At 60.4% G+C, this 26269-nt stretch carries 24 protein-coding genes and 3 tRNA genes; 24 read left to right on the top strand and 3 right to left on the bottom strand.

All coding sequences use genetic code 11. The annotated features are described in order from the left end of the window. The 24 genes from mltG (at window position 1) to PI739_RS03480 (ending at window position 21774) form a co-directional block, all read left to right on the top strand. Entirely contained in the window at window positions 1–1134 is a 1134-nt protein-coding gene (gene mltG / locus PI739_RS03365; protein WP_054080808.1) for an endolytic transglycosylase MltG, read from the top strand. Window positions 1135–1153: 19 nt separating this feature from the next. Next, a complete protein-coding gene (gene tmk, locus PI739_RS03370; protein WP_054080809.1) occupies window positions 1154–1786 on the top strand; it encodes a dTMP kinase in 633 nt (210 codons plus the stop codon). After that, on the top strand, window positions 1779–2765 hold the full coding sequence (locus PI739_RS03375; protein ID WP_011267154.1) for a DNA polymerase III subunit delta': 987 nt from the start codon (window positions 1779–1781) through the stop codon (window positions 2763–2765). The genes tmk and PI739_RS03375 overlap by 8 nt, the downstream gene beginning before the upstream one ends. Window positions 2766–2799: 34 nt before the next feature. Then, complete coding sequence (locus tag PI739_RS03380; protein ID WP_003368414.1) at window positions 2800–3156, top strand: PilZ domain-containing protein; 357 nt, start codon at window positions 2800–2802, stop codon at window positions 3154–3156. Between the two features lie 14 nt (window positions 3157–3170). Further along, complete coding sequence (locus tag PI739_RS03385) at window positions 3171–3956, top strand: TatD family hydrolase (protein ID WP_054080810.1); 786 nt, start codon at window positions 3171–3173, stop codon at window positions 3954–3956. A 303-nt stretch (window positions 3957–4259) separates the two neighbouring features. Next, a complete protein-coding gene (locus tag PI739_RS03390; protein WP_054080811.1) occupies window positions 4260–4913 on the top strand; it encodes a LysE family translocator in 654 nt (217 codons plus the stop codon). A gap of 157 nt (window positions 4914–5070) precedes the next feature. Next, a complete protein-coding gene (locus tag PI739_RS03395) occupies window positions 5071–5733 on the top strand; it encodes a TetR/AcrR family transcriptional regulator (protein ID WP_003368424.1) in 663 nt (220 codons plus the stop codon). Between the two features lie 123 nt (window positions 5734–5856). Continuing rightward, window positions 5857–6459, top strand: a complete 603-nt coding sequence (locus PI739_RS03400) for a DUF4823 domain-containing protein (protein WP_003318496.1) — start codon at window positions 5857–5859, stop codon at window positions 6457–6459. Between the two features lie 28 nt (window positions 6460–6487). Beyond that, the gene (locus PI739_RS03405; RefSeq protein WP_054080812.1) at window positions 6488–7048 is read left to right on the top strand and encodes a DUF1285 domain-containing protein; all 561 of its coding nucleotides are present in this window, start codon (window positions 6488–6490) and stop codon (window positions 7046–7048) included. Window positions 7049–7133: 85 nt separating this feature from the next. Beyond that, window positions 7134–8147, top strand: a complete 1014-nt coding sequence (locus PI739_RS03410; RefSeq protein WP_003431002.1) for an aspartate-semialdehyde dehydrogenase — start codon at window positions 7134–7136, stop codon at window positions 8145–8147. A gap of 109 nt (window positions 8148–8256) precedes the next feature. Beyond that, window positions 8257–11073 carry a FimV/HubP family polar landmark protein gene (locus PI739_RS03415; protein ID WP_271351476.1) on the top strand — a complete coding sequence of 939 codons (2817 nt, stop codon included), beginning with the start codon at window positions 8257–8259 and terminating at the stop codon, window positions 11071–11073. A 159-nt stretch (window positions 11074–11232) separates the two neighbouring features. After that, entirely contained in the window at window positions 11233–12057 is an 825-nt protein-coding gene (truA, locus tag PI739_RS03420) for a tRNA pseudouridine(38-40) synthase TruA (RefSeq protein WP_003368434.1), read from the top strand. A gap of 61 nt (window positions 12058–12118) precedes the next feature. Beyond that, window positions 12119–12739 (top strand): phosphoribosylanthranilate isomerase, encoded by a 621-nt coding sequence (locus tag PI739_RS03425; protein ID WP_003368435.1) that lies wholly within the window; start codon window positions 12119–12121, stop codon window positions 12737–12739. A 252-nt stretch (window positions 12740–12991) separates the two neighbouring features. Continuing rightward, a complete protein-coding gene (gene accD / locus PI739_RS03430) occupies window positions 12992–13912 on the top strand; it encodes an acetyl-CoA carboxylase, carboxyltransferase subunit beta (protein ID WP_054080814.1) in 921 nt (306 codons plus the stop codon). After that, window positions 13909–15213 (top strand): bifunctional tetrahydrofolate synthase/dihydrofolate synthase, encoded by a 1305-nt coding sequence (gene folC / locus PI739_RS03435; protein WP_054080815.1) that lies wholly within the window; start codon window positions 13909–13911, stop codon window positions 15211–15213. Before accD ends, folC begins: the two co-directional genes overlap by 4 nt. After that, entirely contained in the window at window positions 15197–15868 is a 672-nt protein-coding gene (locus PI739_RS03440) for an SPOR domain-containing protein (protein ID WP_003368439.1), read from the top strand. Before folC ends, PI739_RS03440 begins: the two co-directional genes overlap by 17 nt. Window positions 15869–15986: 118 nt before the next feature. Then, entirely contained in the window at window positions 15987–16574 is a 588-nt protein-coding gene (locus PI739_RS03445) for a CvpA family protein (RefSeq protein WP_003318487.1), read from the top strand. A 12-nt stretch (window positions 16575–16586) separates the two neighbouring features. Further along, window positions 16587–18095, top strand: a complete 1509-nt coding sequence (gene purF / locus PI739_RS03450) for an amidophosphoribosyltransferase (protein ID WP_003347797.1) — start codon at window positions 16587–16589, stop codon at window positions 18093–18095. 20 nt (window positions 18096–18115) lie between these two features. Further along, window positions 18116–19327 (top strand): O-succinylhomoserine sulfhydrylase, encoded by a 1212-nt coding sequence (locus PI739_RS03455; RefSeq protein WP_003368440.1) that lies wholly within the window; start codon window positions 18116–18118, stop codon window positions 19325–19327. Window positions 19328–19377: 50 nt separating this feature from the next. Next, the gene (locus PI739_RS03460) at window positions 19378–20142 is read left to right on the top strand and encodes an SDR family oxidoreductase (protein ID WP_161428779.1); all 765 of its coding nucleotides are present in this window, start codon (window positions 19378–19380) and stop codon (window positions 20140–20142) included. Window positions 20143–20292: 150 nt separating this feature from the next. Then, window positions 20293–20368, top strand: a tRNA-Val gene (locus PI739_RS03465). 79 nt (window positions 20369–20447) lie between these two features. Then, window positions 20448–20524 (top strand) — tRNA-Asp (locus tag PI739_RS03470). Window positions 20525–20639: 115 nt separating this feature from the next. Beyond that, a tRNA-Asp gene (locus PI739_RS03475) sits at window positions 20640–20716 on the top strand. A gap of 233 nt (window positions 20717–20949) precedes the next feature. Continuing rightward, entirely contained in the window at window positions 20950–21774 is an 825-nt protein-coding gene (locus PI739_RS03480; RefSeq protein ID WP_003368442.1) for a DUF2242 domain-containing protein, read from the top strand. 136 nt (window positions 21775–21910) lie between these two features. On the opposite strand, the gene ilvA is transcribed toward PI739_RS03480, so the two are convergent. The 3 genes from ilvA to PI739_RS03495 all read right to left on the bottom strand — a co-directional run bounded on the left by ilvA (window position 21911) and on the right by PI739_RS03495 (window position 26181). Continuing rightward, on the bottom strand, window positions 21911–23446 hold the full coding sequence (gene ilvA / locus PI739_RS03485; protein ID WP_080376798.1) for a threonine ammonia-lyase, biosynthetic: 1536 nt from the start codon (window positions 23444–23446) through the stop codon (window positions 21911–21913). 558 nt (window positions 23447–24004) lie between these two features. Further along, a complete protein-coding gene (locus tag PI739_RS03490; RefSeq protein ID WP_054081189.1) occupies window positions 24005–25045 on the bottom strand; it encodes an AraC family transcriptional regulator in 1041 nt (346 codons plus the stop codon). 2 nt (window positions 25046–25047) lie between these two features. Then, complete coding sequence (locus tag PI739_RS03495) at window positions 25048–26181, bottom strand: carbon-nitrogen hydrolase family protein (protein WP_054081188.1); 1134 nt, start codon at window positions 26179–26181, stop codon at window positions 25048–25050. Window positions 26182–26269 lie beyond the last annotated feature (88 nt).

Genomic DNA, 26269 nt, shown 5'->3' on the forward strand with positions numbered 1-26269 from the left:
TTGATCCGAAAAATATTGGTGTTGCTGGAAACAGCGGTTGTCCTGGCAGGTTTGCTGCTCGGCTTTGCGTTCTGGCAGCAGTATCAGGCGCTGAACCAGCCACTTGAGGTGGCTCAGGAACAACTGCTGGACGTTCCTGCTGGTTCAACGCCGACCGGCGTACTCAATCGATTGCAGGCCGATGGCGTGATCAAGGACGCTTTCTGGCTGCGTCTCTACTGGCGTTTCAACCTGTCCGGGCAGGCGCTGCACAGCGGTGAATACCGCATGGTGCCGGGCATGAACGTCAAGGGCCTGTTCGACGTCTGGAAGCGCAAGGAGGTCGTGCAATACAGCCTGACACTGGTCGAAGGCTGGAATTTCCGCCAGGTGCGTGCTGCGCTGGCCAAGCAGGCCAAGCTCGATCAAACGCTGACAGGTCTGTCCGACAGCGAGCTGATGGCGAAAATCGGCCATCCCGATGTGTTTCCAGAAGGCCGCTTCTTTCCCGACACCTACCGCTACGTGCGCGGCATGACCGATGCCGAATTGCTCAAGCAGGCTTATAGCCGCCTGGAAGAAGTACTCGACGAGGAATGGAATGCGCGGTCGTCAGAGGCTCCCTATTCAAACCCTTACCAGGCGCTGATCATGGCGTCGCTGGTCGAGAAGGAGACCGGCGTACCTCAGGAGCGCGGCCAGATAGCCGGTGTGTTCGTGCGTCGCCTGAAGCTGGGCATGCAGTTGCAGACCGACCCGACCGTCATCTACGGCATGGGCGAGCGCTACAACGGCAAACTGACCCGCGCCAACCTCAAGGAAGCAACACCCTACAACACCTACATGATCGCCGGCCTGCCGCCGACGCCCATTTCGCTGGTGGGGCGCGAAGCGATTCATGCTGCGCTCAATCCGGTGGACGGCAGCAGCCTGTATTTCGTGGCCAAGGGTGACGGCAGCCATGTGTTCTCGGACGACCTGGATGCCCATAATGCGGCCGTGCGTGACTATCAGCTCAAGCGCCGCGCGGATTATCGCTCCAGCCCGGCACCTGCAGCACCGGCTACACCGGCACCGGCAACTGACTCGCCCTCTTCGGAAACCGTGCCTGCGGATGCTCCGGATGCGCCGCGGTCCGAGCCGAGTGCGCAATGATGACGATTAAGGATGACCTGTGACTGGCTTGTTTATCACTCTTGAAGGCCCGGAAGGTGCAGGCAAAAGCACCAACCGCGACTACTTGGCGGCGCAATTGCGTGCGCAGGGTATTCAGGTACTGCTGACCCGCGAACCGGGCGGCACTCCGCTGGCCGAGCGTATTCGCGAGCTGTTGCTGGCGCCCAGCGACGAGTGCATGAGCGCCGACACCGAACTGCTGCTGGTGTTTGCCGCGCGTGCACAGCATTTGGCCGAAGTCATTCGTCCAGCGCTGGCGCGTGGCGAGGTGGTGCTCTGTGATCGGTTTACCGATGCGACCTACGCCTATCAGGGCGGCGGTCGCGGCCTGTCCCATGAGCGTATTGCAGCGCTGGAGCAATTCGTTCAAGGCGACCTGCGACCTGACCTGACGCTGGTGTTCGACCTGCCCGTTGAGATCGGCCTTTCACGTGCCGCTGCACGCGGTCGGCTGGATCGGTTCGAGCAGGAAGGCCGGGCGTTCTTCGACGCCGTGCGCAGCACCTATCTGGAGCGCGCCAAGGCTGAACCTGCGCGCTATCGTCTGGTAGACGCCGCACAGACCCTGGCCGATGTTCAGGCTTCCCTCGATACCTTGCTGCCTCAGTTGCTGGAGCTGCAACGTGGCTGAAGCCTACCCCTGGCAGGCTTCGCTCTGGCAGCAGATGGCCGGTCGCGCCCAGCATGCTCACGCCTATCTGCTGCACGGGCCGGCGGGTATCGGCAAGCGCGCCCTGGCTGAACGGCTGATGGCCAGCCTGTTGTGCAAGACGCCCGAAGGGCTTGATGCCTGCGGGCACTGCAAGTCCTGCCTGCTGCTGGCGGCTGGCAGCCATCCTGACAATTACGTGCTTGAACCGGAAGAGGCGGACAAACCGATCAAGGTCGATCAGGTGCGTGATCTGGTCAGTTTCGTGGTGCAGACCGCCCAGATGGGCGGGCGCAAGGTGGTGCTCGTCGAGCCGGTGGAAGCGATGAATACCAACGCCGCCAATGCCTTGCTGAAAAGTCTGGAAGAGCCGTCAGGCAATACCGTTCTGTTGCTGGTCAGCCATCAACCGAGTCGTTTGCTGCCAACGGTGAAGAGCCGCTGCGTGCAGCAGGCCTGCCCATTGCCTGGCGAGCAGATGAGCCTCGACTGGCTGAGCGGGGCCTTGCCCGATTGCACCCAGGACGAGCGCTTCGAGTTGCTGACGCTGGCCGCCGGGTCGCCGCTGGCTGCGGTGGCGCTGCATACGCAGGGCGTTCGCGAACAGCGCGCGCTGGTGGTCGACGGCGTCAAGAAGCTGCTCAAGCAACAACAGTCGGCTACCCAGCTGGCCGAGGGCTGGAAGGATATTCCGCTGTTACTGTTGTTCGACTGGTTCTGTGACTGGTCGCATCTGATCCTGCGCTATCAGATGACGCAGGACGAGGAAGGCCTTGGCCTGGGTGACATGCGCAAGGTGATTCAGTACCTGGCGCAGAAGTCTTCTCGCGCCAAAGTGCTGGAGATTCAGGACTGGATTCTGGCGCAGCGTCAGAAAGTCATGTCCAAGGCCAACCTCAATAGGGTCTTGCTGCTTGAAGCGTTGTTGGTGCAGTGGGCAGGCCTGCCGGGACAGGCGTAGACTCTGCGTTATCCGGAACCGTTGAGGTGTTGTCATGAGTTTGCCGCCGAGCACAGGTCCACGTAATGGCATTTTGTCCCTGACCATCAAGGACAAATCCGTTCTCTACGCTGCGTACATGCCGTTCATCAGAAACGGCGGGCTGTTCATTCCGACCAGCAAAAGCTACAAGCTGGGCGATGAGGTGTTCATGCTGCTCAATCTGATGGACGAACCGGAAAAGGTTCCGGTAGCCGGCCGTGTTGCCTGGATCACGCCAAAAGGCGCCCAAGGCAATCGCACCGCTGGCGTGGGCGTGCAGTTCAATGACGGCGACAACACCGCCCGCAATCTGATCGAAACTTACCTGGTCGGCGCTCTCAAGTCCGATCGTCCAACCCATACGATGTAGTTGTGTTTTAACCCATGCTTGTAGATTCCCATTGTCACCTCGATCGCCTTGACCTTGCCCAGCACGACGGCTCTCTGGATGCAGCCCTCAATGCTGCTCGTGGCAGAGGGGTCGGGCATTTTCTCTGCATCGGTGTCAGCGCCGACAATGCGAGTGCGGTCAAGGCACTCGCCGAACGCTACGCGGATGTCGATTGCTCGGTGGGCATTCATCCGCTGGACGTGAAGCCCGGCGAAATGCCGCCCCTGGACTGGTTGCTCAAGGAACTGGATCACCCGCGGGTGGTAGCGATTGGCGAGACCGGTCTGGACTATCACTACGAACCTGAAGCGGCCGAGCTGCAACAGGCGTCTTTCCGGGTTCATCTCGAGGCAGCCAGAATCACTGAAAAACCAGTGGTCATCCACACTCGGGGCGCACGTACCGATACCCTCAGCCTGTTGCGCGAAGCCGCCTTGCCCCACGCCGGTGTCCTGCACTGTTTCACCGAAGACTGGGAGATGGCCAAGGCCGCGCTGGACCTGGGTTACTACATTTCGCTGTCCGGTATCGTGACGTTTCGCAATGCCGATGCCCTGCGCGACGTTGCCAGGCAGGTGCCCGCCGATCGTTTGCTGGTCGAGACCGACTCCCCGTACCTTGCACCGATCCCGTACCGGGGCAAGCCGAATCTGCCCCAGTACGTACGTGAGGTTGCCGAGTTTCTGGCCATGCTGCGAGGCGAGTCCTATGAGCGCTTTGCCGAGCAGACCACAGCCAATTTCGCTCGCCTGTTTCCGCTGGCGCACGTTCAGCGCTGACGGATACGGACGTCGACGGGCAGGCAAATCGCAGGCAAAAAAAACCCGGATTCTGGGGGGTGAAGCCGGGTTAAGACCATTAGGAGTAAAACAAAGGCGCGCTCTTCCTTTGGCACCTCTACTGCCGAGTCATTTGGGGAATGATAACGCGTCAGCAGCTTAAGTATTGTTCAGGACGGCGTAGCGTCCAGTGTCTTTTGGTCGTTTTTTAAACAGTTTTGGAATACTAAAGCGATCCTTGAGTGCTCGATGAACACTCTCATCGGGCGAAATACCAAGGTGTCGCCGTAATGGAGTGGTGGGGTGGAGTTTTCCAATGGTTTTCTGCTGAGTCTTTCCTTGTGCCTGGACATCGGTCTGGCAAACATCGCCATGATTACGCTGTCCATGCAGCGCGGTTTTTCCAGAGGCCTGTGGCTGGGCCTGGGAACCTGCGTTGGGGATCTGGCCTACGCAATCCTGGCCATGCTCGGCATGGCCGTGCTGCTGCAATATGAAGCCGTGCGCTACGTGCTCTGGATTGGCGGCACTGCGGTGCTGGCCTGGTTCTGCTTCAGGATGGTCATGAGTGCCACCGCCGTCAGCACCGGTCTCGGCGGCCAGGACGTTGCATCGGAAAAATCCAGCCTGGCGCTGTTCCTGCGCGGGATCTTTCTGGCGATGTCCTCTCCCAGCGCCATCCTCTGGTTTGCCGCAGTCGGCGGAGCGCTGATTGCCCGGCAAGGCTCTGATCTTGCCAGCGCTTCGACCTTTCTTGCCGGGTTCGTCGCCGCAGGCGTGGTCTGGTCGATCTCGCTGTGTGCGCTGGCTCACCAGGGAGGGCGTTTCATGGGCGAGCGAATGTTGCGCTGGTCTTACATAGCCTCGGCGCTGATCTTTGCCTACTTCACGTTGTATGTGGTAATCACGGGTTATCTGGAATTTGTCGTCGCTGCCCCCGCGTTGCCAGCGCACTAGATTTCCAGCGCAGCGGAATGCTAGCGGGCGCGCGATGACCGGTGCGGATTTCCCGTGCGAATCGTTCATGCAGGTCGACAAGTATGGATGAACCGTGCAATTTAGCGCCGATTGGGCATAATACCCCGCTTCGATTTCGATCCTGACAGACCTCTCTATGCAGAAAGAACCTCGTAAGGTCCGTGAATTTCGCCGCCGTGAGCAGGAAATTCTCGACACCGCGCTAAAGCTGTTTCTCGAGCAAGGCGAAGACAGCGTCACTGTCGAGATGATCGCGGACGCCGTCGGCATTGGCAAAGGCACCATCTACAAGCACTTCAAGTCCAAGGCGGAAATCTACCTGCGCCTGATGCTCGACTACGAGCGGGACCTGAACGAGCTGCTGCATTCGGCCGATGTCGACAAGGACAAGGAATCGCTGTCGCGCGCCTACTTCGAATTCCGCATGCGTGACCCGCAGCGCTATCGTCTGTTCGACCGCCTGGAAGAGAAGGTGGTCAAGGGCAATCAGGTGCCTGAGCTGGTCGAAGAGCTGCACAAGATCCGCGCTTCCAACTTCGAACACCTGACGCTGCTGATCAAAGGCCGCATCAGTGAAGGCAAGCTCGAAGATGTCCCGCCTTACTACCATTACTGTGCTGCCTGGGCGCTGGTGCATGGCGCCGTTGCGCTGTATCACTCGCCGTTCTGGAGTAACGTGCTGGAAGACCAGGAAGGCTTCTTCCACTTCCTCATGGATATCGGCGTACGCATGGGCAATAAGCGCAAGCGCGACGGCGACGTCAGCGCTGAGCCCACGCCGGATCCCGCCGCCGAATAACCCGCCAGCCCGGTCTTGAGCGCCAGCTTCAAGGCTTTGATGGCGGCTGTGCCAGATATGGCGCGGAAGCTGCATCCGACGACCATTCGCCGGTTTTCCGTCACCGGTATTTGGGAGGGGATAATGCGTAGCCTGGTTATGCTGCTCGCGCTTCTGGCGTTGAGTGGCTGCATGAAAGTCAGTGACATGGGCGAAGGTGTTCGCGAGCAATTCAGCGACGCAGGTCTGCTCGACCATAGCGAAACCCGTCGTACTGCCAACTGGCGCGTGCAGCCTGACTCGTTCATTTACATCGCTCAGGGCGCCTTCGTGCCGCCAGGCAATGCCTATCCGCGCCCCAACGTGGTGGCTGAAGAAGCCTTCAAGGGCTTTATCGAGTACTTCCCGATGGTCCGTCGTGCCCGAGGCCCATTGGGGCTGGATGAAGCCATGGTCGAGGCGCGCGCTGCGGGCGCACATTATTTGCTCTATGCGCGTTTCGCCAAGGCTGACGACCGAATCGGCAATGGCGATCAATGGGCCGATCAGGAAGCGGTGGATCGTCTGGGCGTCGACAGCGGCGTCATTCAGCTGATGCTGATCGAGACCGGCACCCGCTACCTCATCGACAGCGCACGCATTCGCAGCCGTGGCGGATTGCTGACGCTTTACGACAAAAGCCCCGAGGATTTGCTGGGGCCGCCTCTTGAGGACTACGCTCGTACCTTATTGGGTGTCGAACGCTAGAGCCTAAAGCTCGCATCAGGAGAGTGGAGTGACCGATTCAAACAAGGCGGGTGATCTGTTTGCACAGATCCCCAAAACCAAGGGGTTGCCGCCTGTTCATTTGTGGAATCCGGATTTCTGCGGCGATATCGACATGCGTATCGCTCGCGACGGTACCTGGTATTACCTGGGTACGCCGATTGGCCGCAAACCGATGGTCCGGTTGTTCTCGACCATCATGCGCCGCGACGGCGACGACTATTTCCTGATCACTCCTGTGGAGAAGGTCGGCATCACGGTTGATGATGCGCCTTTTGTCGCCGTCAGCCTTGAGGTGCTGGGGGAGGGTGAGGGCCAGGTGTTGCGCTTTCTGACCAATATAGAGGATCAGGCCGAGGCGGGACCGGAACACCCTTTACGCGTTGTAACCGACCCTGATACCCAGGAACCGGCGCCCTACATTCACGTGCGGAGCAATCTGGAGGCGCTGATTCACCGCAATGTTTTCTATCAGTTGGTCGAGCTGGCCGTTTCCCGCGATATAGATGAACAGCGCTGGCTGGGCGTCTGGAGCCATGGCGTGTTCTTCCCGATAGGGCTCGAGCCTTGAAATACACACCTGATTGCCGGCTTGAATTGCCTGTCGGCAATGCGGCGGTTAAAGTGCCGCTCCCTGATTTTCCTGAGGTTTTTGCATGAGCCAGTCCTTTGATATCGCCGTAGTCGGCGCAACCGGTACTGTCGGCGAAACCGTTGTGCAGGTTCTGGAGGAGCGCAATTTCCCGGTCGGCAATCTGTACCTGCTGGCCAGCATCGAATCCGCAGGCCACTCGGTGCCGTTTCGAGGCAAGAATGTGCGCGTACGTGAAGTCGACGAGTTCGATTTCAGCACGGTGCGCATGGCGTTTTTCGCTGCAGGACCTGCGGTCAGTCGCAGTCACGCCGAAAAGGCGGTAGCGGCGGGGTGCACGGTCATCGACCTGTCGGGCGCATTTACCGCAGTCCAGGCACCTAATGTCGTGCCGGAAATAAATGCTACGCTTTTGCACAACCGTGGCGTCGCTCCTTGTCTGGTTGCCAGTCCCAGTGCTTCTGCCACTGCGGTTGCCCTGGCTTTGGCGCCGTTGCTCGGCCTGATCGATATACAGTCGGTGGCGGTAACGGCGTGTCTGGCGGTATCGGCACTGGGGCGTGAAGGCGTCAGTGAGCTGGCTCGTCAGACCACCGAGCTATTGAATGTTCGCCCGCTGGAAGCGCGGTTTTTTGATCGTCAGATGGCGTTCAACCTGCTGGCGCAAGTAGGGACACCAGACGCGTCGGGGCACCTGCCGCTGGAAAGGCGTCTGGTCGAAGAATTGCGCGAACTGCTGGCGCTGCCATCGCTCAAAGTGTCTGCGACCTGCATTCAGGTACCGGTGTTCTTTGGTGACAGCTTCACGGTAGCGTTGCGCACGGCCGGGGCGGTCGACGTGGCGGCGGTCAATGCAGCACTCGAGTCTGCAGACGGAATCGAACTGGTCGATGCGGGGGATTACCCTACGCCGGTGGGCGATGCGGTGGGCCAGGACGTGGTTTATGTGGGACGCGTCAGGGCGGGAACCGACGATTCCGAGCAGCTCAATCTGTGGCTGACCTCGGATAATGTGCGCAAAGGCGCTGCGCTCAACGCTGTGCAGGTTGGCGAATTGTTGATAAAAGACTATGTGTAAAAGATACTTGGCAACAATTTGAATAATTGTTTTAGCGGCGATACGCCTTACACCCAAATGCAGGACTACCTCCCCGGATCTCGGGGAATCTTTAAACAAGGGATGGGCTATGGTTCAGGTTCGTAAACTGGTATTAGCAATCGCTGCGGCATCAGCGCTGTCATCGGGTATGGCGCAGGCGCTGGGGCTCGGGGAATTGTCGGTCAAGTCGACCCTGAATCAGCCATTGGTAGCGGAAATCGAGTTGACCGAGGCTCAGGGGCTCAACGCAACGCAAGTTGTGCCCAGCCTGGCCACCACGGCCGACTTCGCGCAGGCGGGTGTGACCCGTCAGGCATTTCTCAACGATCTCACCTTTACCCCGGTTATCAATGCCAGCGGTAAAAGTGTTCTGCGCATTACTTCCAGCAAGCCGGTGCGCGAGCCTTATGTGAAGTTTCTGGTTCAGGTGCTCTGGCCCAATGGCCGGTTGCTGCGTGAGTACAGCCTTCTGCTCGATCCGCCGAAATTCTCTCCCGAGGCAGCCGCTGCGGCTGCTGCCCCGGCCCCCGCTGCAGCGCCCGCGGCGCCTGCGCAACTGGCAACGGTAGCCCCGTCGGCTGAAGCGCCGGCAGCCGAAGCGCCAGCACCGGCAGCCAACACATCCACATTGCCGGCGCCAGCCGCCGACAAGCAGTCACAGTACGTCACCGCCAATAACGACACCTTGTGGGAAATTGCTGCGAAGGTGCGCAATGGCGGGACTGTCCAGCAAACCATGCTGGCGATTCAGGCTTTGAATCCGGATGCGTTCATTGGTGGCAACATCAACCGCCTGAAGAAAGGGCAGGTGCTGCGCCTTCCGACGCCGCAGCAGACCACCGCGCTGCCGCAATCACAGGCAGTGGCAGAAGTTTCCCGGCAATACAGCGCCTGGCGTGAAGGTCGCCGTCTGCCGGCCGGTACACGTCAGGTCGATGCTACCCGTCGTGACCGCGCGGGTGCGGCGCCTTCCAAAGTGGATACCTCCGATAACCTCAGTCTGGTTTCGGCAAGCGGCAAGCCGGCGGCAAAAGGTGCGGCGGGCGACAGCGATCTGGGCAACAAGCTGGCCGTGGCTCAGGAAGCGCTGGATACCACACGTCGTGATAATGCCGAGCTGAAAAGCCGCATGAACGACCTGCAAAGCCAGCTCGACAAGCTGCAGCGTCTGATCGAGTTGAAAAACGGTCAGTTGGCCAAGATGCAGGCCGCTGGCGCAGTCGTGCCTCCACCTGCCGCTACCCCGGAAGCTGCAACGCCGGCCAACGCGGCGGTGCCTGCCTCGCTGGTCGACGCCAACGGTGCTCCGGTCAAACCGGCTGGCGAGATTGCGCCTGAAGATGCATTGCCTGCCGGTGCTGCCGAAGTTGCGACGCCGGCGCCAGAGCAGCCGCTGGCGGTGGAGCCGGTTGCTGCAGCAGACGAAGACCAGGACGCGCTGCAGAAAATCATCAACAACCCTGTACTGCTTGGCCTGATCGGCGGGGCGGTACTGCTGATTCTGGCCTTGCTGTTGTTGTTCCTGGCGCGTCGTCGCGCGGCGAAGGCCGAAGCCGAGAAGCACAAGCGCATGGCGCGTGCGCTGGCCGAGGAGTCGGATTTCGTCTCGGACATGGACATGAATGCACCGCCCGCCAGCTTCGACGGGCTTGATGTGCCGCCGCCCAACGTGCGCATGGGAGGCGCCGCAGCAGCCGTTGCCGGTCGTGAACGTCCTGCCGATCCGCTGGTTCAGGCCGAGATCCATATCGCTTACGGTCGTATGAATCAGGCGATCGAGCTGCTGGAAGAAGCCGTCAACGAAGACCCCAAGCGCGACGATATCCGTCTGAAACTGATGGAAATCTACGCCGAGCAGGGTAACAACAAAGCCTATGCCGCCCACGAACGTAAACTGGTGGCTGCGGGAAAGCTTGAAGCTGAGGTCGAGCAGCGGGAAGAACTTAACTCGACCCTGAAGCCGGTGGCACCTGTTGCTGCGCCGCTGGCTTCTGAAACCTCTACTGCATCGGCTGCTCCTGCCGTCGCTGCAGCCGCCGCGGCGGCTACAACGGCCGCACTGGTTGCAGAGCTCGATGCCAAATATCTTGAAGAGCTGCTGGCCGATGATTCGGCAGAGCAGGAGCCTGAGCCTGAAATTGTTGCAACGCCTGAGCCTGAGCCGGAAGTCACCGCTCCGCTGGCCGCAGAGCCTGTCGAAGAGGCAGACCCGTTTGATAACGATTTTGACTTGAGCCTGGACGAGTTCGAAGAACCGTCTGTGCCTGAAGTCTCTACCGTTAACGATCTCGATGACCTGATGCTCGACGAGCCCAAGGTCTCGGCGGTAGCGGATGACGAAGAGCTGAGCTTCGAGTCTGTCATGCAGCAGCAGGAAGAGGCCCGTGCAGCGGCAACGCCGCAGGACCTCGCCGACTTCGATCTGGACTTGTCCGAGGAAGACCCGGCCCTCAAGAGCGAAGATGATTTCCTGCTCGGCCTTGGCGAAGATCCGCTGGATTTGGGTGAAACCTCGCCTACACCACCGGTCACTGATGACCTCGAGCTTCCAGAGGATTTCGACCTGTCGCTGGCGGACGAGATTGAAACCGATCAGGCAAGCCAGGCATTCGCGACTGAAATCGACGACGTCAACGCCGAGCTTGAGCGTCTTTCGCAGAATCTCGAACATCCGCCGCTCGATGAGCCAAGATTCACCGCCGAGGATGCGGCAGCGCTGGATGACGAGCCGGACTTCGACTTCATGGCTGGTACTGACGAGGCGGCGACCAAGCTTGATCTGGCGCGTGCCTACATCGACATGGGCGATGCGGACGGCGCTCGGGATATTCTTGATGAGGTCGTCACCGAGGGCGATGACGGTCAGAAAAGCGAAGCGCGGGAGATGCTTTCGCGGCTGGCCTGATTCAACCCCGGCAACCTGCACACGGCCGCTTATGCGGCCGTTTGCATTTCAGATGTCCGGCTTGAGTAGCGTGTTTTTTTTGCGGCCGTATAATGGCCGACTTTTCGCGAACCGACAGGCTGTACCACTTTGGCGAACATAGATAACCCGGCCGCCGAGATGGCGGCCGAGGGCTTTTCCCGAATCGCGCTGGGCGTCGAGTACAAGGGCTCGCGCTATTGCGGCTGGCAGCGTCAGGCGTCCGGCGTGCTGACCGTGCAGGAAACCCTTGAAGACGCTTTGTCAAAAGTGGCCGCGTCACCGGTGTCACTGATGTGTGCCGGTCGCACGGACGCGGGGGTGCATGCCTGTGGTCAGGTGGTGCACTTCGACACCCAGGCCGAGCGCACCATGAAGGCCTGGGTCATGGGCGCCAATATCAATCTGCCCCATGATGTCAGCGTCACTTGGGCCAGAGTCATGCCGGCCACCTTTCACGCGCGCTTCAAGGCCATCGCCCGGCGTTATCGGTATGTGATCTACAACGATCAGATCCGCCCGGCGCACCTGAATCAGGAAATTACCTGGAACCACCGCCCGCTGGATGTCGAGCGCATGGCGCAGGCTGCCGAATACCTGGTGGGTACTCACGATTTCAGTGCCTTTCGCGCCGGTCAGTGTCAGGCCAAGTCGCCGGTCAAGCAGTTGCACCATCTGCGCGTGACCCGTCACGGCAAGATGATCGTGATCGATGTGCGCGCCAATGCCTTTCTTCATCATATGGTGCGCAATATCGCCGGAGTGCTGATGACCATCGGCACCGGCGAGCGTCCGGTCGAGTGGGCGCGGGAGGTGCTGGAAAGCCGGATTCGGCGTACCGGTGGTGTCACGGCCCATCCTTACGGGCTGTACCTGGTCGGGGTCGAGTACCGTGATGAGTTCCCGTTGCCCGAGCGCTATATCGGTCCTCATTTTCTTACGGGCTTTGCGGAATTGGACGGCTGACGATCCCGGCAGCATTTGCTAACATCCGGGACTTTCCGAAAGGCTTGAGGTTACTCACGACATGTCAGCCGTTCGCAGCAAGATCTGCGGGATTACCCGCATAGAGGATGCACTGGCTGCCGCCGAGGCAGGTGCCGACGCTATCGGTCTGGTGTTCTATCCGAAAAGCCCGCGTGCGGTGACGGTATTGCAGGCGCGTGCCATCATTGCCGCGTTGCCGCCGTTCATCACCACCGTTGGCCTGTTCGTCAACGCCAGTCGCTGTGAGCTCAACGAGACGCTGGATGCCGTCGCGCTGGACATGCTGCAGTTTCATGGCGATGAAACACCCGATGAGTGCGATGGGTATCATCGCCCGTACATCAAGGCGCTGCGGGTCAAGGCCGGTGATGACATTGCCGGGGTCTGCCGGACCTATCGCAATGCACGCGGCGTGCTACTCGATACCTACGTTGAAGGGGTGCCCGGCGGTACCGGAGAAACCTTCGACTGGGCATTGATTCCGGACGACCTGGACAAGCCGGTCATCCTGGCGGGCGGGCTGACGTCCGCCAATGTGGCGCAGGCCATCGCTCAAGTCCGGCCCTATGCAGTGGATGTCAGCGGCGGCGTTGAAAAGAGCAAGGGCATCAAGGATCGGGAGAAGATCCTGGCGTTCATGAGTGCGGTGCACGGCACCTGATGTGACGGCTATTGATCGGCCGCCGTCCATAAGCCTGTTCCCGCCACGAGGCACGCGGGTCGAATCGAGTAAGCGGTGGTGCCACTGAGCAACGCCGTCGTTGTGAAAAATCGGGGTGAGGGGCGCGCAGGTCCGGCCATGAGTCGATCGCTATCCTTTCATCGTCGTCCATATACGAATTTATCCGAGGGCATGCGACTGGCGTTTGATTTGTCAGTCGTTCGAGCCACACCGGTACTGGAGATATAAAGCATGAGCAACTGGTTGGTAGACAAACTGATCCCATCGATCATGCGTTCCGAGGTCAAGAAGAGCTCGGTTCCCGAAGGCCTCTGGCACAAATGCCCGTCCTGTGAGGCGGTGCTGTATCGCCCTGAGCTGGAAAAGACCCTGGACGTCTGCCCCAAGTGCAACCACCACATGCGTATCGGCGCACGTGCACGTCTGAACATTTTTCTGGACGTCGAAGGGCGCGAAGAGCTGGGTGCCGATCTCGAGCCGGTCGACCGTCTGAAATTCCGCGACGGCAAGAAGTACAAGGATCGCCTGACCGCTGCGCAGAAGCAGACCGGTGAAAAGGACGCGCTGATTTCCATGAGCGGCACCTTGCTGGGCATGCCGGTGGTGGCTTCGGCATTCGAATTCTCGTTCATGGGTGGTTCGATGGGTGCCATTGTCGGCGAGCGTTTCGTACGTGCCGCCAACTATGCGCTGGAAAATCGCTGCCCGTTCGTCTGCTTCGCCGCTTCCGGCGGTGCGCGCATGCAGGAAGCGCTGATCTCGCTGATGCAGATGGCCAAGACCTCGGCTGTTCTGGCGCGTCTTCGCGAAGAAGGGCTGCCGTTCATCTCGGTGCTGACCGACCCGGTCTACGGTGGCGTTTCCGCCAGCCTGGCCATGCTGGGTGACGTCATCGTCGCCGAGCCCAAGGCGCTGATCGGTTTTGCCGGTCCACGGGTCATCGAGCAAACGGTTCGCGAGAAGCTGCCTGAAGGCTTCCAGCGCAGTGAATTCCTGCTGGATCACGGTGCCATCGACATGATCGTCTCGCGCAGTGAGCATCGTCCGCGCCTGGGTAACCTGCTGGCACAGATGATGAATCTGCCGACCCCTCGCTTTGTCGCACCCGTCATCGAGCCAATCGTCGTCCCGCCGGCACCCGCGACGATATGACCCCTACGTCCCTGAGCGACTGGCTCGCCTATCTGGAGCAACTGCATCCGTCGGCCATCGACATGGGCCTGGACCGGTCTCGACAGGTGGCGCTGCAATTGGGTCTTACACGCCCGGCGCGCCAGGTGATCACGGTGACGGGCACCAACGGCAAGGGCTCGACCTGCGCCTTTGTCGCTGCCTTGTTGCAGGCTCAGGGCTTGAAGGTTGGTGTCTACAGTTCCCCGCATTTGATTCGCTATAACGAACGGGTGAAAGTGCAGGGCGTCGAGGTAACCGATCTGGAACTATGCGACGCCTTCGCTGCGGTCGAAGCGGCGCGCGGCGATGTCACCCTGACTTATTTCGAAATGGGCACGCTGGCGGCGTTCTGGCTGTTCGAGCAGGCCCGGCTCGATGCAGTGGTGCTGGAAGTCGGTCTGGGCGGTCGTCTGGACGCGGTCAATCTAGTGGATGCGGATCTGGCGCTGGTCACCAGTATCGGGGTCGATCATGCCGAGTATCTGGGCGACACCCGTGAGTCGGTCGCTTTCGAGAAAGCCGGGATCTTTCGCGCCGGTTGTCCAGCGCTGTGCGGTGACCCGGCGCCCCCCGAGCCGCTGCTGGCCAAAGCCCGCGAGCTGGGCTGTCCGTTGTTGCTGCGTGGCCGGGATTTCGATCTTTCCATAGGTGAAGACAGCTGGGACTGGCGTGGTGTCGCTCAGGGCGAGCAGATCGAGCTGCGCGGTCTGCCGCTGCTCGATCTGCCCATGCAGAATGCCGCGCTGGCGCTTCAGGCCTTCGCCCTGCTGGGGTATCCATTGCAAGCGGATGCGACAGGCAAGGTGCTTGCCGAGACCCGGCTCGCCGGTCGTCTCGATCGCAGGGTCGTCAGGTGGCACGGCAAGTCGCTCAACCTGCTTCTGGATGTAGGCCATAACCCCCACGCGGCCCGGTTTCTGGGCCAACGCCTCGCGCGGCAGCCAGTTGGCGGCAAACGTCGAGCGGTGTTTGGTCTGCTCAGCGACAAGGATCTCGACGGCGTGGTCGCGCACCTGGCACCGGTCATTGAAGAGTGGGCTGTTGCGCCGCTTCCGACCTCGCGCAGTCGGCCAGCAGAAGAGTTGCAGACGGCCTTGCAGAACCTTGGCGCCCGCGTGACGTCCTATCAGAGTATCGCGTTGGCGCTGGAAGCTCAGTGCGCGCATGCCACGCCCGATGACGAGATTCTGCTGTTCGGTTCATTTTACTGTGTTGCCGAGGCCCTTGAATGGTTGGCCCGGTACACCGATGAGGACGCTGCAAATGGCTTTGCTGGATAACGTATTCAAGCAGCGAATGGTTGGAGCACTGGTGCTGATCGCCGTGGCGGTCATTTTCCTGCCCATGCTTTTCACGCGTGAAGATGAAACACGTCAGGTGCAGGTCGAGGCGCCAGCCGCGCCTCAGGCGCCTGCAGCTGCGCAGGTGCGGGTCGATCCGGTGCCTGTTCCGGAGCCTCAGGTTCTGCCTCAGGAGCCTGTGCCGGGTGATGATGACATGAGCAGCAACCAGCCGCCTGCCATGCCGATCGCGCCTGCGCCGACTGTTCAGGCTGCACCTGCAGCGCCTGCTGCTCCGGTCTCCAAACCTGCTGCCAAACCGGCACCCGCTCCGGCGCCAGCGACGGCTGCTGCACCAGCAGCGACACCGGCTCCTGCCAAACCTGCAGCACCTGCTGGCGTCGATGCCAATGGTCTGTCGATCAGTTGGTCGGTGCAATTGGCAAGCATGTCCAATCGGGCCAATGCCGACAATCTGCAAAAGACGCTGCGTACCCAGGGCTACAACGCCTACATTCGCACCGCTGATGGCGTGAACCGGGTGTTTGTCGGCCCGCTCATCGAGCGCTCCGAGGCCGATCGCCTGCGCGATCAGCTCGATAAACAGCAAAAGCTCAAGGGTATTGTGGTGCGCTTTCAGCCCGAGCGCGGCTGACCGTTCGGCACCTGGTGCCCCTGGCACAAAGGAAAATGCCTCGCGCCGGTAATCGCTGCTTACCGGCAGGCGGACGCTCTGCTAAAATGCGCCGCCTTATCCGTCTGCAGGCTGCAACGTGCCATTTACTCCGGTTGACTGGGCAATTCTCGGAATTGTCGCCATCTCCGCCCTGATCAGTCTGAAGCGCGGCTTCGTAAAAGAAGCACTGTCGTTGACGACGTGGATCATTGCAGGTGTTGTGGCCTGGATGTTTGGCGCAGGGCTGTCGCAGTATCTGGTCAATTACATAGAAACACCTTCGGCCCGCGTGATCGCGAGCTGTACCATTCTTTTTGTCGCCACCCTGCTGGTAGGCGCCATGGTCAATTTTCTGATAGGCGAGCTGATTCGCGTCACCGGGCTTTCCGGGACCGATCGTTTTCTCGGTATGGTCTTCGGCGCAGCGCGCGGAGGCCTGCTTGTCGTTGTGGCGGTAGGGCTGTTGAGCCTGGGGCCGGTGCAACAGGATCAATGGTGGCAGCAGTCGAGGCTGGTGCCGCAATTTCTCATGGTCGCTGACTGGTCGAAAAACCTGATTCTCGGGATGTCCAGCAAGTGGCTCGCCAGCGGCATCAGCGTACCCGCTGACATGCCGTTCAAGGAACAGATCCTGCCGTCTACAATGCCGCAGGATGTGCTCGGTAAATCCAGTTCCACTAAGTAGGGGTTGTGTCGCATGTGTGGCATCGTCGGTATCGTCGGCAAGTCGAACGTCAATCAGGCGCTGTATGACGCGCTTACCGTCCTCCAGCACCGCGGCCAGGACGCTGCCGGTATCGTAACCAGCCATGATGGCCGGTTATTCCTGCGCAAGGACAACGGATTGGTGCGCGATGTGTTTCATCAACGTCATATGCAGCGTCTGGTCGGGCATATGGGCATCGGTCACGTGCGTTACCCCACCGCGGGCAGCTCGACGTCGGCCGAGGCTCAGCCGTTCTACGTCAACTCGCCTTACGGCATCACGCTGGCGCATAACGGCAACCTCACCAACGTCGAGCAGTTGGCCAAGGAAATTTACGAATCCGACCTGCGCCATGTGAACACCAATTCCGATTCGGAAGTGCTGCTCAACGTATTCGCCCATGAGCTGGCCGTGCGTGGCAAGTTGCAGCCGACCGAAGAGGATATCTTCGCGGCAGTGACCGATGTGCATAATCGCTGCCGTGGTGGTTACGCGGTCGTGGCCATGATCACTGGCTACGGTATCGTCGGCTTCCGTGACCCGGACGCCATTCGTCCTATCGTGTTCGGCCAGCGTCATACCGACGAAGGCGTCGAGTACATGATCGCGTCGGAAAGCGTATCGCTGGACGTACTGGGCTTTACCCTGATTCGCGACCTGGCGCCGGGCGAAGCGGTCTACATCACCGAAGACGGCAAGTTGCACACCCGTCAGTGCGCGGCCAACCCCAAGTACGCACCGTGCATCTTCGAGCACGTCTATCTGGCGCGCCCGGATTCGATCATCGACGGCATCTCGGTCTACAAGGCGCGCCTGCGCATGGGCGAGAAGCTGGCCGACAAGATCCTGCGCGAGCGTCCGGATCACGATATCGATGTGGTCATCCCGATTCCGGACACCAGCCGGACCGCCGCTTTGGAGCTGGCCAACCATCTGGGCGTCAAGTTCCGCGAAGGCTTCGTCAAGAACCGTTACATCGGCCGGACCTTCATCATGCCGGGCCAGGCTGCGCGCAAGAAATCCGTACGCCAGAAGCTCAACGCCATTGAGCTGGAGTTCCGTGGCAAGAACGTGATGCTGGTGGATGACTCCATCGTACGTGGCACCACTTGCAAGCAGATCATCCAGATGGCCCGCGAAGCCGGTGCCAAGAATGTCTACTTCTGTTCTGCAGCCCCGGCTGTGCGCTACCCCAACGTCTACGGCATCGACATGCCGAGTGCTCACGAGCTGATTGCCCACAACCGCACCACTCAGGACGTGGCCGACCTCATCGGTGCCGACTGGCTGGTCTATCAGGATCTGAATGACCTGATCGAAGCGGTCAGCGGCAGCAAGAAAATCAAGATCGACAACTTCGATTGCTCGGTTTTCGACGGCAAGTACGTGACCGGCGACATCGACGAGCATTATTTGAACCGGATCGAGAGCGCGCGTAATGACGCCTCCAAGATCAAGACTCAGGCAGTGAGCGCGATCATCGATCTGTACAACAACTAATTGGGCAAGGAGTGGGCGGCATGACTCAGGAATGGGATGCAGGTCGGCTGGACAGCGACCTTGAAGGCGTAGGTTTCGATACCCTAGCCGTACGTGCCGGGCATCACCGTACACCGGAAGGAGAGCATGGCGAACCCATGTTCTTTACCTCCAGTTACGTATTTCGCACGGCCGCCGATGCGGCTGCGCGTTTCTCCGGTGAGGTGCCGGGCAACGTCTACTCGCGTTACACCAACCCGACGGTGCGTTCGTTCGAAGAGCGCATTGCCGCACTGGAAGGTGCCGAGCAGGCTGTCGCCACGGCGACCGGCATGGCGGCAACCCTGGCCGTGGTGATGAGCCTGTGCAGCGCCGGTGATCACGTTCTGGTGTCACGCAGCGTGTTCGGCTCGACCATCAGCCTGTTCGACAAGTACTTCAAGCGCTTTGGTGTCGAGGTTGATTACGTTCCTCTCGCCGACCTGAGCGGCTGGGACGCGGCGATCAAGCCCAACACCAAAATGCTCTTCGTCGAATCGCCGTCCAATCCCCTGGCCGAGCTGGTCGACATCGCGGCCCTGGCCGAGATCGCGCACGCCAAGGGCGCGATGCTGATCGTCGACAACTGTTTCTGTACGCCGGCCTTGCAGCAGCCACTGTTGCTGGGCGCTGACATTGTCGTGCATTCGGCCACCAAGTTCATCGACGGCCAGGGCCGTTGCATGGGCGGCGTGGTTGCCGGGCGCAGCGAGCAGATGAAAGAAGTGGTCGGCTTCCTGCGTACTGCCGGGCCGACGCTCAGCCCGTTCAATGCGTGGATCTTCCTCAAGGGCCTCGAAACCCTGAACCTGCGCATGCGCGCTCACTGTGCCAATGCCCAGGCACTGGCCGAGTGGCTCGAGCAGCAGGATGGCATCGAAAAAGTCCATTACGCCGGGTTGAAGAGCCACCCGCAGCACGCGTTGGCCCAGCGTCAGCAAAAGGGTTTCGGCGCGGTGGTGAGCTTCGAGGTCAAGGGTGGCAAGGATGGCGCATGGCGCTTCATCGATGCCACGCGACTGATTTCGATCACCGCCAACCTGGGCGACAGCAAAACCACGATCACTCACCCGAGCACCACCTCTCACGGTCGTCTGGCACCTCAGGAGCGTGAGGCCGCAGGTATTCGCGACAGCCTGATTCGGGTTGCAGTGGGGCTGGAAGACGTGGCTGATCTGCAGGCTGACCTGGCCCGTGGTCTGGCGGCGTTGTGAGTAGCGAGGCCAGCAAACCGGCCAGTGGCAAGCCGGGTGAGACGTGGGCGTTGAAATTTTCCAGCGTCCACAATGGTCGTGTCGCCCTGGTGACCGGTGCCGCTCGCGGTATCGGGCTCGGCATTGCAGCGTGGCTGATTGCCGAAGGCTGGCAAGTCGTGTTGACCGATCTGGATCGTGCGCGTGGTTCGAAAGTGGCCGGTGCCCTGGGTGAAAATGCCCTGTTCATTGCCATGGACGTTGCCAGTGAAGAGCAGGTCGCAGCGGGCGTGGCCGAGGTGCTTCGGCAGTTCGGTCGTCTCGATGCGCTGGTGTGCAACGCCGCGATCGCCGATCCGCACAACACTACGCTGGAAAGCCTTGAGCTGTCGCACTGGAACCGTGTACTGGCAGTCAACCTCGGCGGTCCGATGCTGCTGGCCAAGCATTGCGCGCCTTACCTGCGTGCGCATTGCGGCAGCATCGTCAACCTGACCTCCACACGCTCTCGCCAGTCGGAGGCCGACACCGAAGCTTATGCGGCCAGCAAGGGCGGTCTGATGGCGCTGACACATGCGCTGGCGATCAGTTTGGGGCCGGAGATTCGTGTCAATGCTGTCAGCCCTGGCTGGATCGACGCGCGCGACCCCTCGTTGCGCAGAGCCGAGCCTTTGTCCGAGACCGATCATGCCCAGCATCCGGCGGGCAGGGTAGGGACAGTGGAGGACGTTGCGGCAATGGTTGCCTGGCTGTTGTCCAGAAACGCCGGTTTCGTGACCGGGCAGGAGTTCGTGGTCGACGGTGGCATGACGCGCAAGATGGTGTACGCCGAGTAGTTTGCGCGGACGAGCTTCGATTGAGCTATTGCTTGTGCTTTTGGTGTGTGGTGAGGGTTTTGTGATTGAGGCGGTTTTTAAAAAAACTTCAATCAGGCTATTGACTTAGGTTCGTTAGGTGCGTAAATTTCGCGGCCTCAACGAAGCAAAGGGTGATTAGCTCAGCTGGGAGAGCAGCTGCCTTACAAGCAGCGGGTCGGCGGTTCGATCCCGTCATCACCCACCATCGTTGAGTTTGAAAGCTGAAGTACGAGGGCTTTCAAAAGTGATTTTAAAAAGCTTACACGGACGCAAGTCCACAATGCGCAGCGGTAGTTCAGTCGGTTAGAATACCGGCCTGTCACGCCGGGGGTCGCGGGTTCGAGTCCCGTCCGCTGCGCCATATTTGTACAGATCGGGTTCTCCGGGTCTGCGATTGAAAAGCCCAAGGGTCTTTCGGTCACATGTACAGGAAGCAGCCTACCTAAGGTTTGTTTCAAACAGGTTTACAGCGATACGCAGCGGTAGTTCAGTCGGTTAGAATACCGGCCTGTCACGCCGGGGGTCGCGGGTTCGAGTCCCGTCCGCTGCGCCATACACCGCTTCAAGGCCCTTGAACTCCTTGAAGCAAACAAGAAAGCGGCCCTAGGGTCGCTTTTTTGTTGTCTGCATTTTGTGTGTCTGAGGGCCTGGCTTCGTGCGCCTGAGCGGTTTGTATCCAAATCCTTTTGAACTGTACGTTGATCCAGCGTCGGCCTTGTTGCAGACTTACCGCCATTTCCCAGTTCGCAGTCTTGCTGGCAGTCTTTTCCTTCCTCAGGATTTTCGATGTTTAAGCTACTGAACGTTCGTACCGCCCTCTGGATTTCTGCCGTGTTGATGGCAGCCGGCTGTTCATCGCCCAAGCAGGCGGTGTATGACCATGAACACTTCGACGACGCCGGGACCTTCTCCCGAAGCTACCCTGCGACCGACATGGCTTACTGCGAGGCGGGGCGGCGCGCCTTGCTGAGTCAGGGCTATATCATCACCAGCAGCGACCCGAAGATGATTGCCGGCCGCAAGAGCTTCCAGCAGACCGGCGATACGCATATCGAAATCAGCTTCAATCTGGTGTGCGCCGCCGATGCGAAGGATGGCAGTTCCACCATGTTCGCCAACGCCCTGCAAGACCGCTACGCGTTGAAGAAGACCAACAACTCGGCCAGCCTCGGTGTCGGCGTGCTGGGTTCTGTGTCGATGCCGATAGGCTCGACTGACGACTCGATGGTCAAGGTCGCCAGTGAGACCGTCTCGTCGGCAAAGTTCTACGAGCGCTTTTTCGGTCTGGTGGAAAACTTCCTGCCGCCTGAAGTGAAAAAGGCTGCGCATATTGTCGAGAAGCCCAAGGCCGACCTCGGTGTGCCTGACACGGCTCCCGCAGCCCCGGCGGCTCCCGTCAAAGCTGCCGAGCCTGCTAAGCTGGCGCCTGCGTCGTCAGAAAACGCGCCGAAGGCCGAGCCTGCTGCCGAACCGGTTACACCTGCTGCAAGCGAACCTGTGCCTGCGCCGTCCGAACCTGCTTCATTCAAGGCTGAAACGGTCGAAACACCGGCCGCAGAACCTGCCGAAAGCACCGCCCCCACGCCAGTCGAGCCCGCCCCGGCGCAGTAAGGTGTTGTGCGGAGCGTGCGGAACAATTGTCGTCAGGCATAACACTATCGTGCCCATGCTCCACGTGGGCATGCCGGTCTGGACGCTCTGCGTCCTCTTGTGACGCGGAGCGTGAGGAACGCGAGATATCCCGGCCTTAGCCCAGAAACAACCGGTACGCTGGGTTCTCGCTTTCATCCCAATACCGGTAACCGATCTCATCCAGTGCAGCGCCGACCAGATGCCGCTCATCCTCCGGCACCACCAGCCCGGCAACCACCCGGCCGTCAGCAGCGCCGTGGTTGCGGTAGTGGAACATGGAGATGGTCCAGCGGCCGCCCAGACGGTTGAGGAAGTTGAACAGCGCGCCCGGTCGCTCCGGGAACTCGAAGCGCAGCACCACTTCATCATTGACCCGCTCGGCATGCCCGCCAACCATGTGGCGAATATGCAGTTTGGCCAGTTCGTTGTCGGTCAGGTCCAACACCGGGAAGCCCTGGCCGGTCAGGCTGGCGATCAGGGCGCTGCGTGGGTCGTTCTCGGGATGGGTCTGCACGCCGACGAAGATATGCGCCTCGCGATCAGTGTGATAGCGGTAGTTGAATTCGGTGATCTGCCGCTTGCCGATGGCCTCGCAGAACGCCTTGAAGCTGCCCGGTTGTTCAGGAATCGTCACCGCAATGATTGCCTCGCGGCCTTCGCCCAGTTCGGCGCGCTCGGCCACGTGACGCAAGCGGTCGAAGTTGACGTTGGCCCCTGAATCAATCGCCACCAGCGTCTGGCCGCTGACGCCGCGCTGCTCGACATATTTCTTGATCCCGGCCACGCCCAGCGCGCCGGAGGGCTCGGTGATCGAACGGGTGTCGTCGTAGATGTCCTTGATCGCCGCGCAGATCTCGTCGGTGCTGACGGTGATCACTTCATCGACATAATGGCGGCACACTTCGAAGGTGTGATGGCCGATCTGCGCGACCGCCACGCCATCGGCAAACAGCCCGACCTGGCTCAGCACCACGCGCTCCCCGGCGGCCATTGCCGCTTGCAGGCAGTTGGAGTCGTCCGGCTCGACGCCGATCACCCTGATCTCCGGGCGCAGGTATTTCACATACGCCGCGATACCGGCAATCAGACCACCGCCCCCGACCGGAACAAAGATCGCATCCAGCTGGCCCGGTTGCTGACGAAGAATTTCCATCGCCACAGTGCCTTGCCCGGCGATGGTGTCGGGGTCGTCATACGGATGGATGTAGACGAAGCCCTGCTCATCGACCAGCTTCAGCGAGTAGGCCAGCGCTTCCGGGAAGGAATCGCCGTGCAGCACCACGGTGGCACCCCGCGAGCGCACACCTTTGACCTTGATCTCCGGCGTGGTGCGCGGCATGACGATGGTCGCCTTGATCCCCAACTCGCGTGCCGCCAGCGCCAGGCCCTGGGCATGATTGCCCGCCGATGCCGTCACCACGCCCCGTGCAGTCTGCTCTGCGGGCAATTGCGCGAGCTTATTGTACGCGCCGCGAATCTTGAACGAGAACACCGGCTGCAGGTCTTCGCGCTTGAGCAGCACCTGATTGCCCAGCCGTTCGGACAGCTGGCGAGCGCCTTGCAGCGGCGTTTCGATGGCAACGTCGTAGACGCGGGAGGTGAGGATTTTGCGCGCGTAATAGTTGAGCAGATCGTGCGGGCCCTGGCTCATCGCATCGCCTCTTCATACGTGGTGCCTGGATACTCGGCGAACGCGCGCGGCAGATCGATAATCAGGTCCAGAGTGGCGAGAAGGGCAATAGAGCGAGGGATGGCGATCATGTCTGACTCCTGATTCGGCAATGGTTGCCCGGGAGACAGAAGAAACCCGCCTCCAGGGCGGGTTTTTTGCAAACGTCGGCTAACCCGCCATGACTGGAATGACGGTAATAATAATCTGGCCGAGGTTGTGCTTGATGAGGTTCATGAGCAGGAGGTTAGGTCGACACTGGCATGCAAGTCAATAGCGCCCGTCCGCTAGAGAGTTGAGGGGAGTGCTGAATCGGCCGCGGTCTTTTTCGTCTGTTTGACAGGAATCAACATTTTTATTTCACATTGGCACTTTAATGTTGATCTTGCGGTCAGTTATTTCAGCTTTGATTATCACCCCCACTCACTCAGCCAAGAGGGCGAAGAAATGGACGAATACCAGGAAGAACTACTTGAATACCGTGCATCGGAACTGGACCCGGTAGAGCCTGCCGACGACGCTACCGAACTGTGAACGGCTTCATACGCTTTGACGCTGGCTGCGGCGGAACTCTCCCGGAGTCTGCCCGTTCCAGCGTTTGAAGGCGCGTTGAAAGGCTTCGGCAGAAGCGAATCCCAGCAGGTAGGCGATCTCCCCGAACGCCAGTTCAGTGTCGCGAATATAAGTCATCGCCAGATCGCGCCGCGTGTCATTGAGCACTGCGCGAAAGCATGTACCTTCCTCGGTCAGCTTGCGGCGCAGCGTCCAGGTGGGCAGTTTGAGCCTTGCCGCCACTTCCTCCAGATCCGGTTCACTTCCGCCGTTCAATAGCGGCCCCAGCAATTGAATGATGCGTTCACGCAGGCTGCGGGTGCGGGTCTGTTGTTCCAGTTCGCTTTCGCACAGCTGCAACAGGTGCCGCCAGGTACTTGGGCAATGGTCCGGGTTGCGTAATGCCAGGCTGGTCTGATCCAGACGCAGTTGATTGGTCGCCGCGCCAAACACCATCGGGTTATCACTCAAAGCGGCGTACTGCGCGGCATAGTCAGGCGCTTCGAATTCAATCTCGATGCGTTGTGCGCGCAGTTCTGTACCTGCCAGCGTCGAAAGCTGAGCCAGCCAGCCACCTAGAATCGAGTCCACCACAAACCTGTTGTAAGCGTTATAGGGGCTGATCGAATAGAAGCGCATCCAGGCGCCGCCGGCATCCTCGTGGAAACTCGACTGGCCGCGATAATTGGAACCGTACAAGGGCTCAAAGCGAATCAGCGTGCGCGCCGCCTCGCGCACGTTGGGTGCTTGGGCCGCAGTGATACCGGCCAGACCTGCCTGCGCAAAACGACTGAGCTGGCCCATGCGCAACCCCAGCCCGGGTTGGCCGGTCAGTTGGATGGCGGCATGCCCCAGGCGCATGTAACGCGGGATCGATAGCCGCGCTCGCGCCTGGCTCAGGCGAATCGGGTCAAGACCGTACTGCTCCAGCAGCGCGTCAGGGTTCCTGTCGAAACTGTTGACCGCATCAGTCAGGCTCTGGATGAAACCCACCGACAGATCACCGAGGCGCAGCGTCAGGGTCGGCATCGTCAAAGCCAGAGGTTGATCAGGCGCGCGCCGCCAGTGGCAGCATTTTCCTGCTGCGGCTCGGCGATCGTTTGCCCTGCGTGGCTGGCAAAACTTTGCCCGGCCACGCCCTGATTCCAGAACTGTCCGCGCATGAATACACTGATCCCGGCCTGCGCAGTGCTTTGCGGAGCACGGCCGGTCAATGTCAGGTGATGCCAGGCGTCGCCCTCACTAGGCGTTTCGTTCGGCACGTCGATGTCTGAGTGCCGAGGCTTGCGCCACGGTTGGGACCAGGCGGCCTTGCCGATCACAAAGGCCGGCACCGCAATCAGTTGTGCACCGCTCTGGTTCAGGCGCGCGTAATTCTCCGGGTACCAGCTGTCGCTACCGATCAGCACCCCCAGACGCCCGGCCGGGGTATCGACCACATACAACGGTGCGTCGCTTGCCGTGTGCACATAACGCCTCTGATAGCGCTCGGCGTACAACTGACGCTGCGGCTGACCGAGCGGCAGGCCATCGCTGCCAAATATCAGGCTGCTGTTATACAGGGCGCCGCTGCCGACTTTCAGCTGACCGCCTTCGACACTGGGATCGGGCAGCACAATTGAACCGGCCACCAGTGTGACGCCGAACTCTCTGGCCAGCCCGCCAAACAGTGTCTGATAGTCCCGCGCCATCGATCGGGCCTTGATCCGCAGGTGGGCGTCATCCAGACGGTCCCGGCCTTCGGCCCGCAGCACCGCTTTGATGAATTGCAGCGGGTTGCTCCACGACAGCCAGTCCATGGCTTCATCCAGCGTGGCAGCTTGATAGAGCTGATCCTTCTCGCCACTGGCGAACAGCCAGGTGCCGATATGTTCCGGCAGTACCACCACCGTTCGTGGGTTGATCAGGCCATTTTCACGGGCCTGTTGCAGATAAGCGGCGAGCTTGCGGTGCAGTCGCTCAATGTTCTGGTAATCAGTCGGAAACAGCTCGGGCTCGATCCCCAGCAGATTGCCGCGTTCTCCGGGCTGGCCTTCATTGATGGCCAGACGAATGCGCAGATCGGACAGGTAGTGACCCGCCGGGCGTTGTCCGGTCCAGATTGCGTAGCTGACAAGGCTGGCAATACTCAGCAGAACCAGGCAGATGGCGAAGAATTTGCGCATAAAAAGATCGAATGACGGCCATCGGGAAATTGTCGACTAGGGTAGGGCGGCGTCGGGCGCTTGCCAAGTGCCACTGCGCGTTTGGATC

It is taken from the genome of Pseudomonas cerasi (assembly GCF_027983475.1).
In the GTDB taxonomy this organism is placed as follows: domain Bacteria; phylum Pseudomonadota; class Gammaproteobacteria; order Pseudomonadales; family Pseudomonadaceae; genus Aquipseudomonas; species Aquipseudomonas cerasi.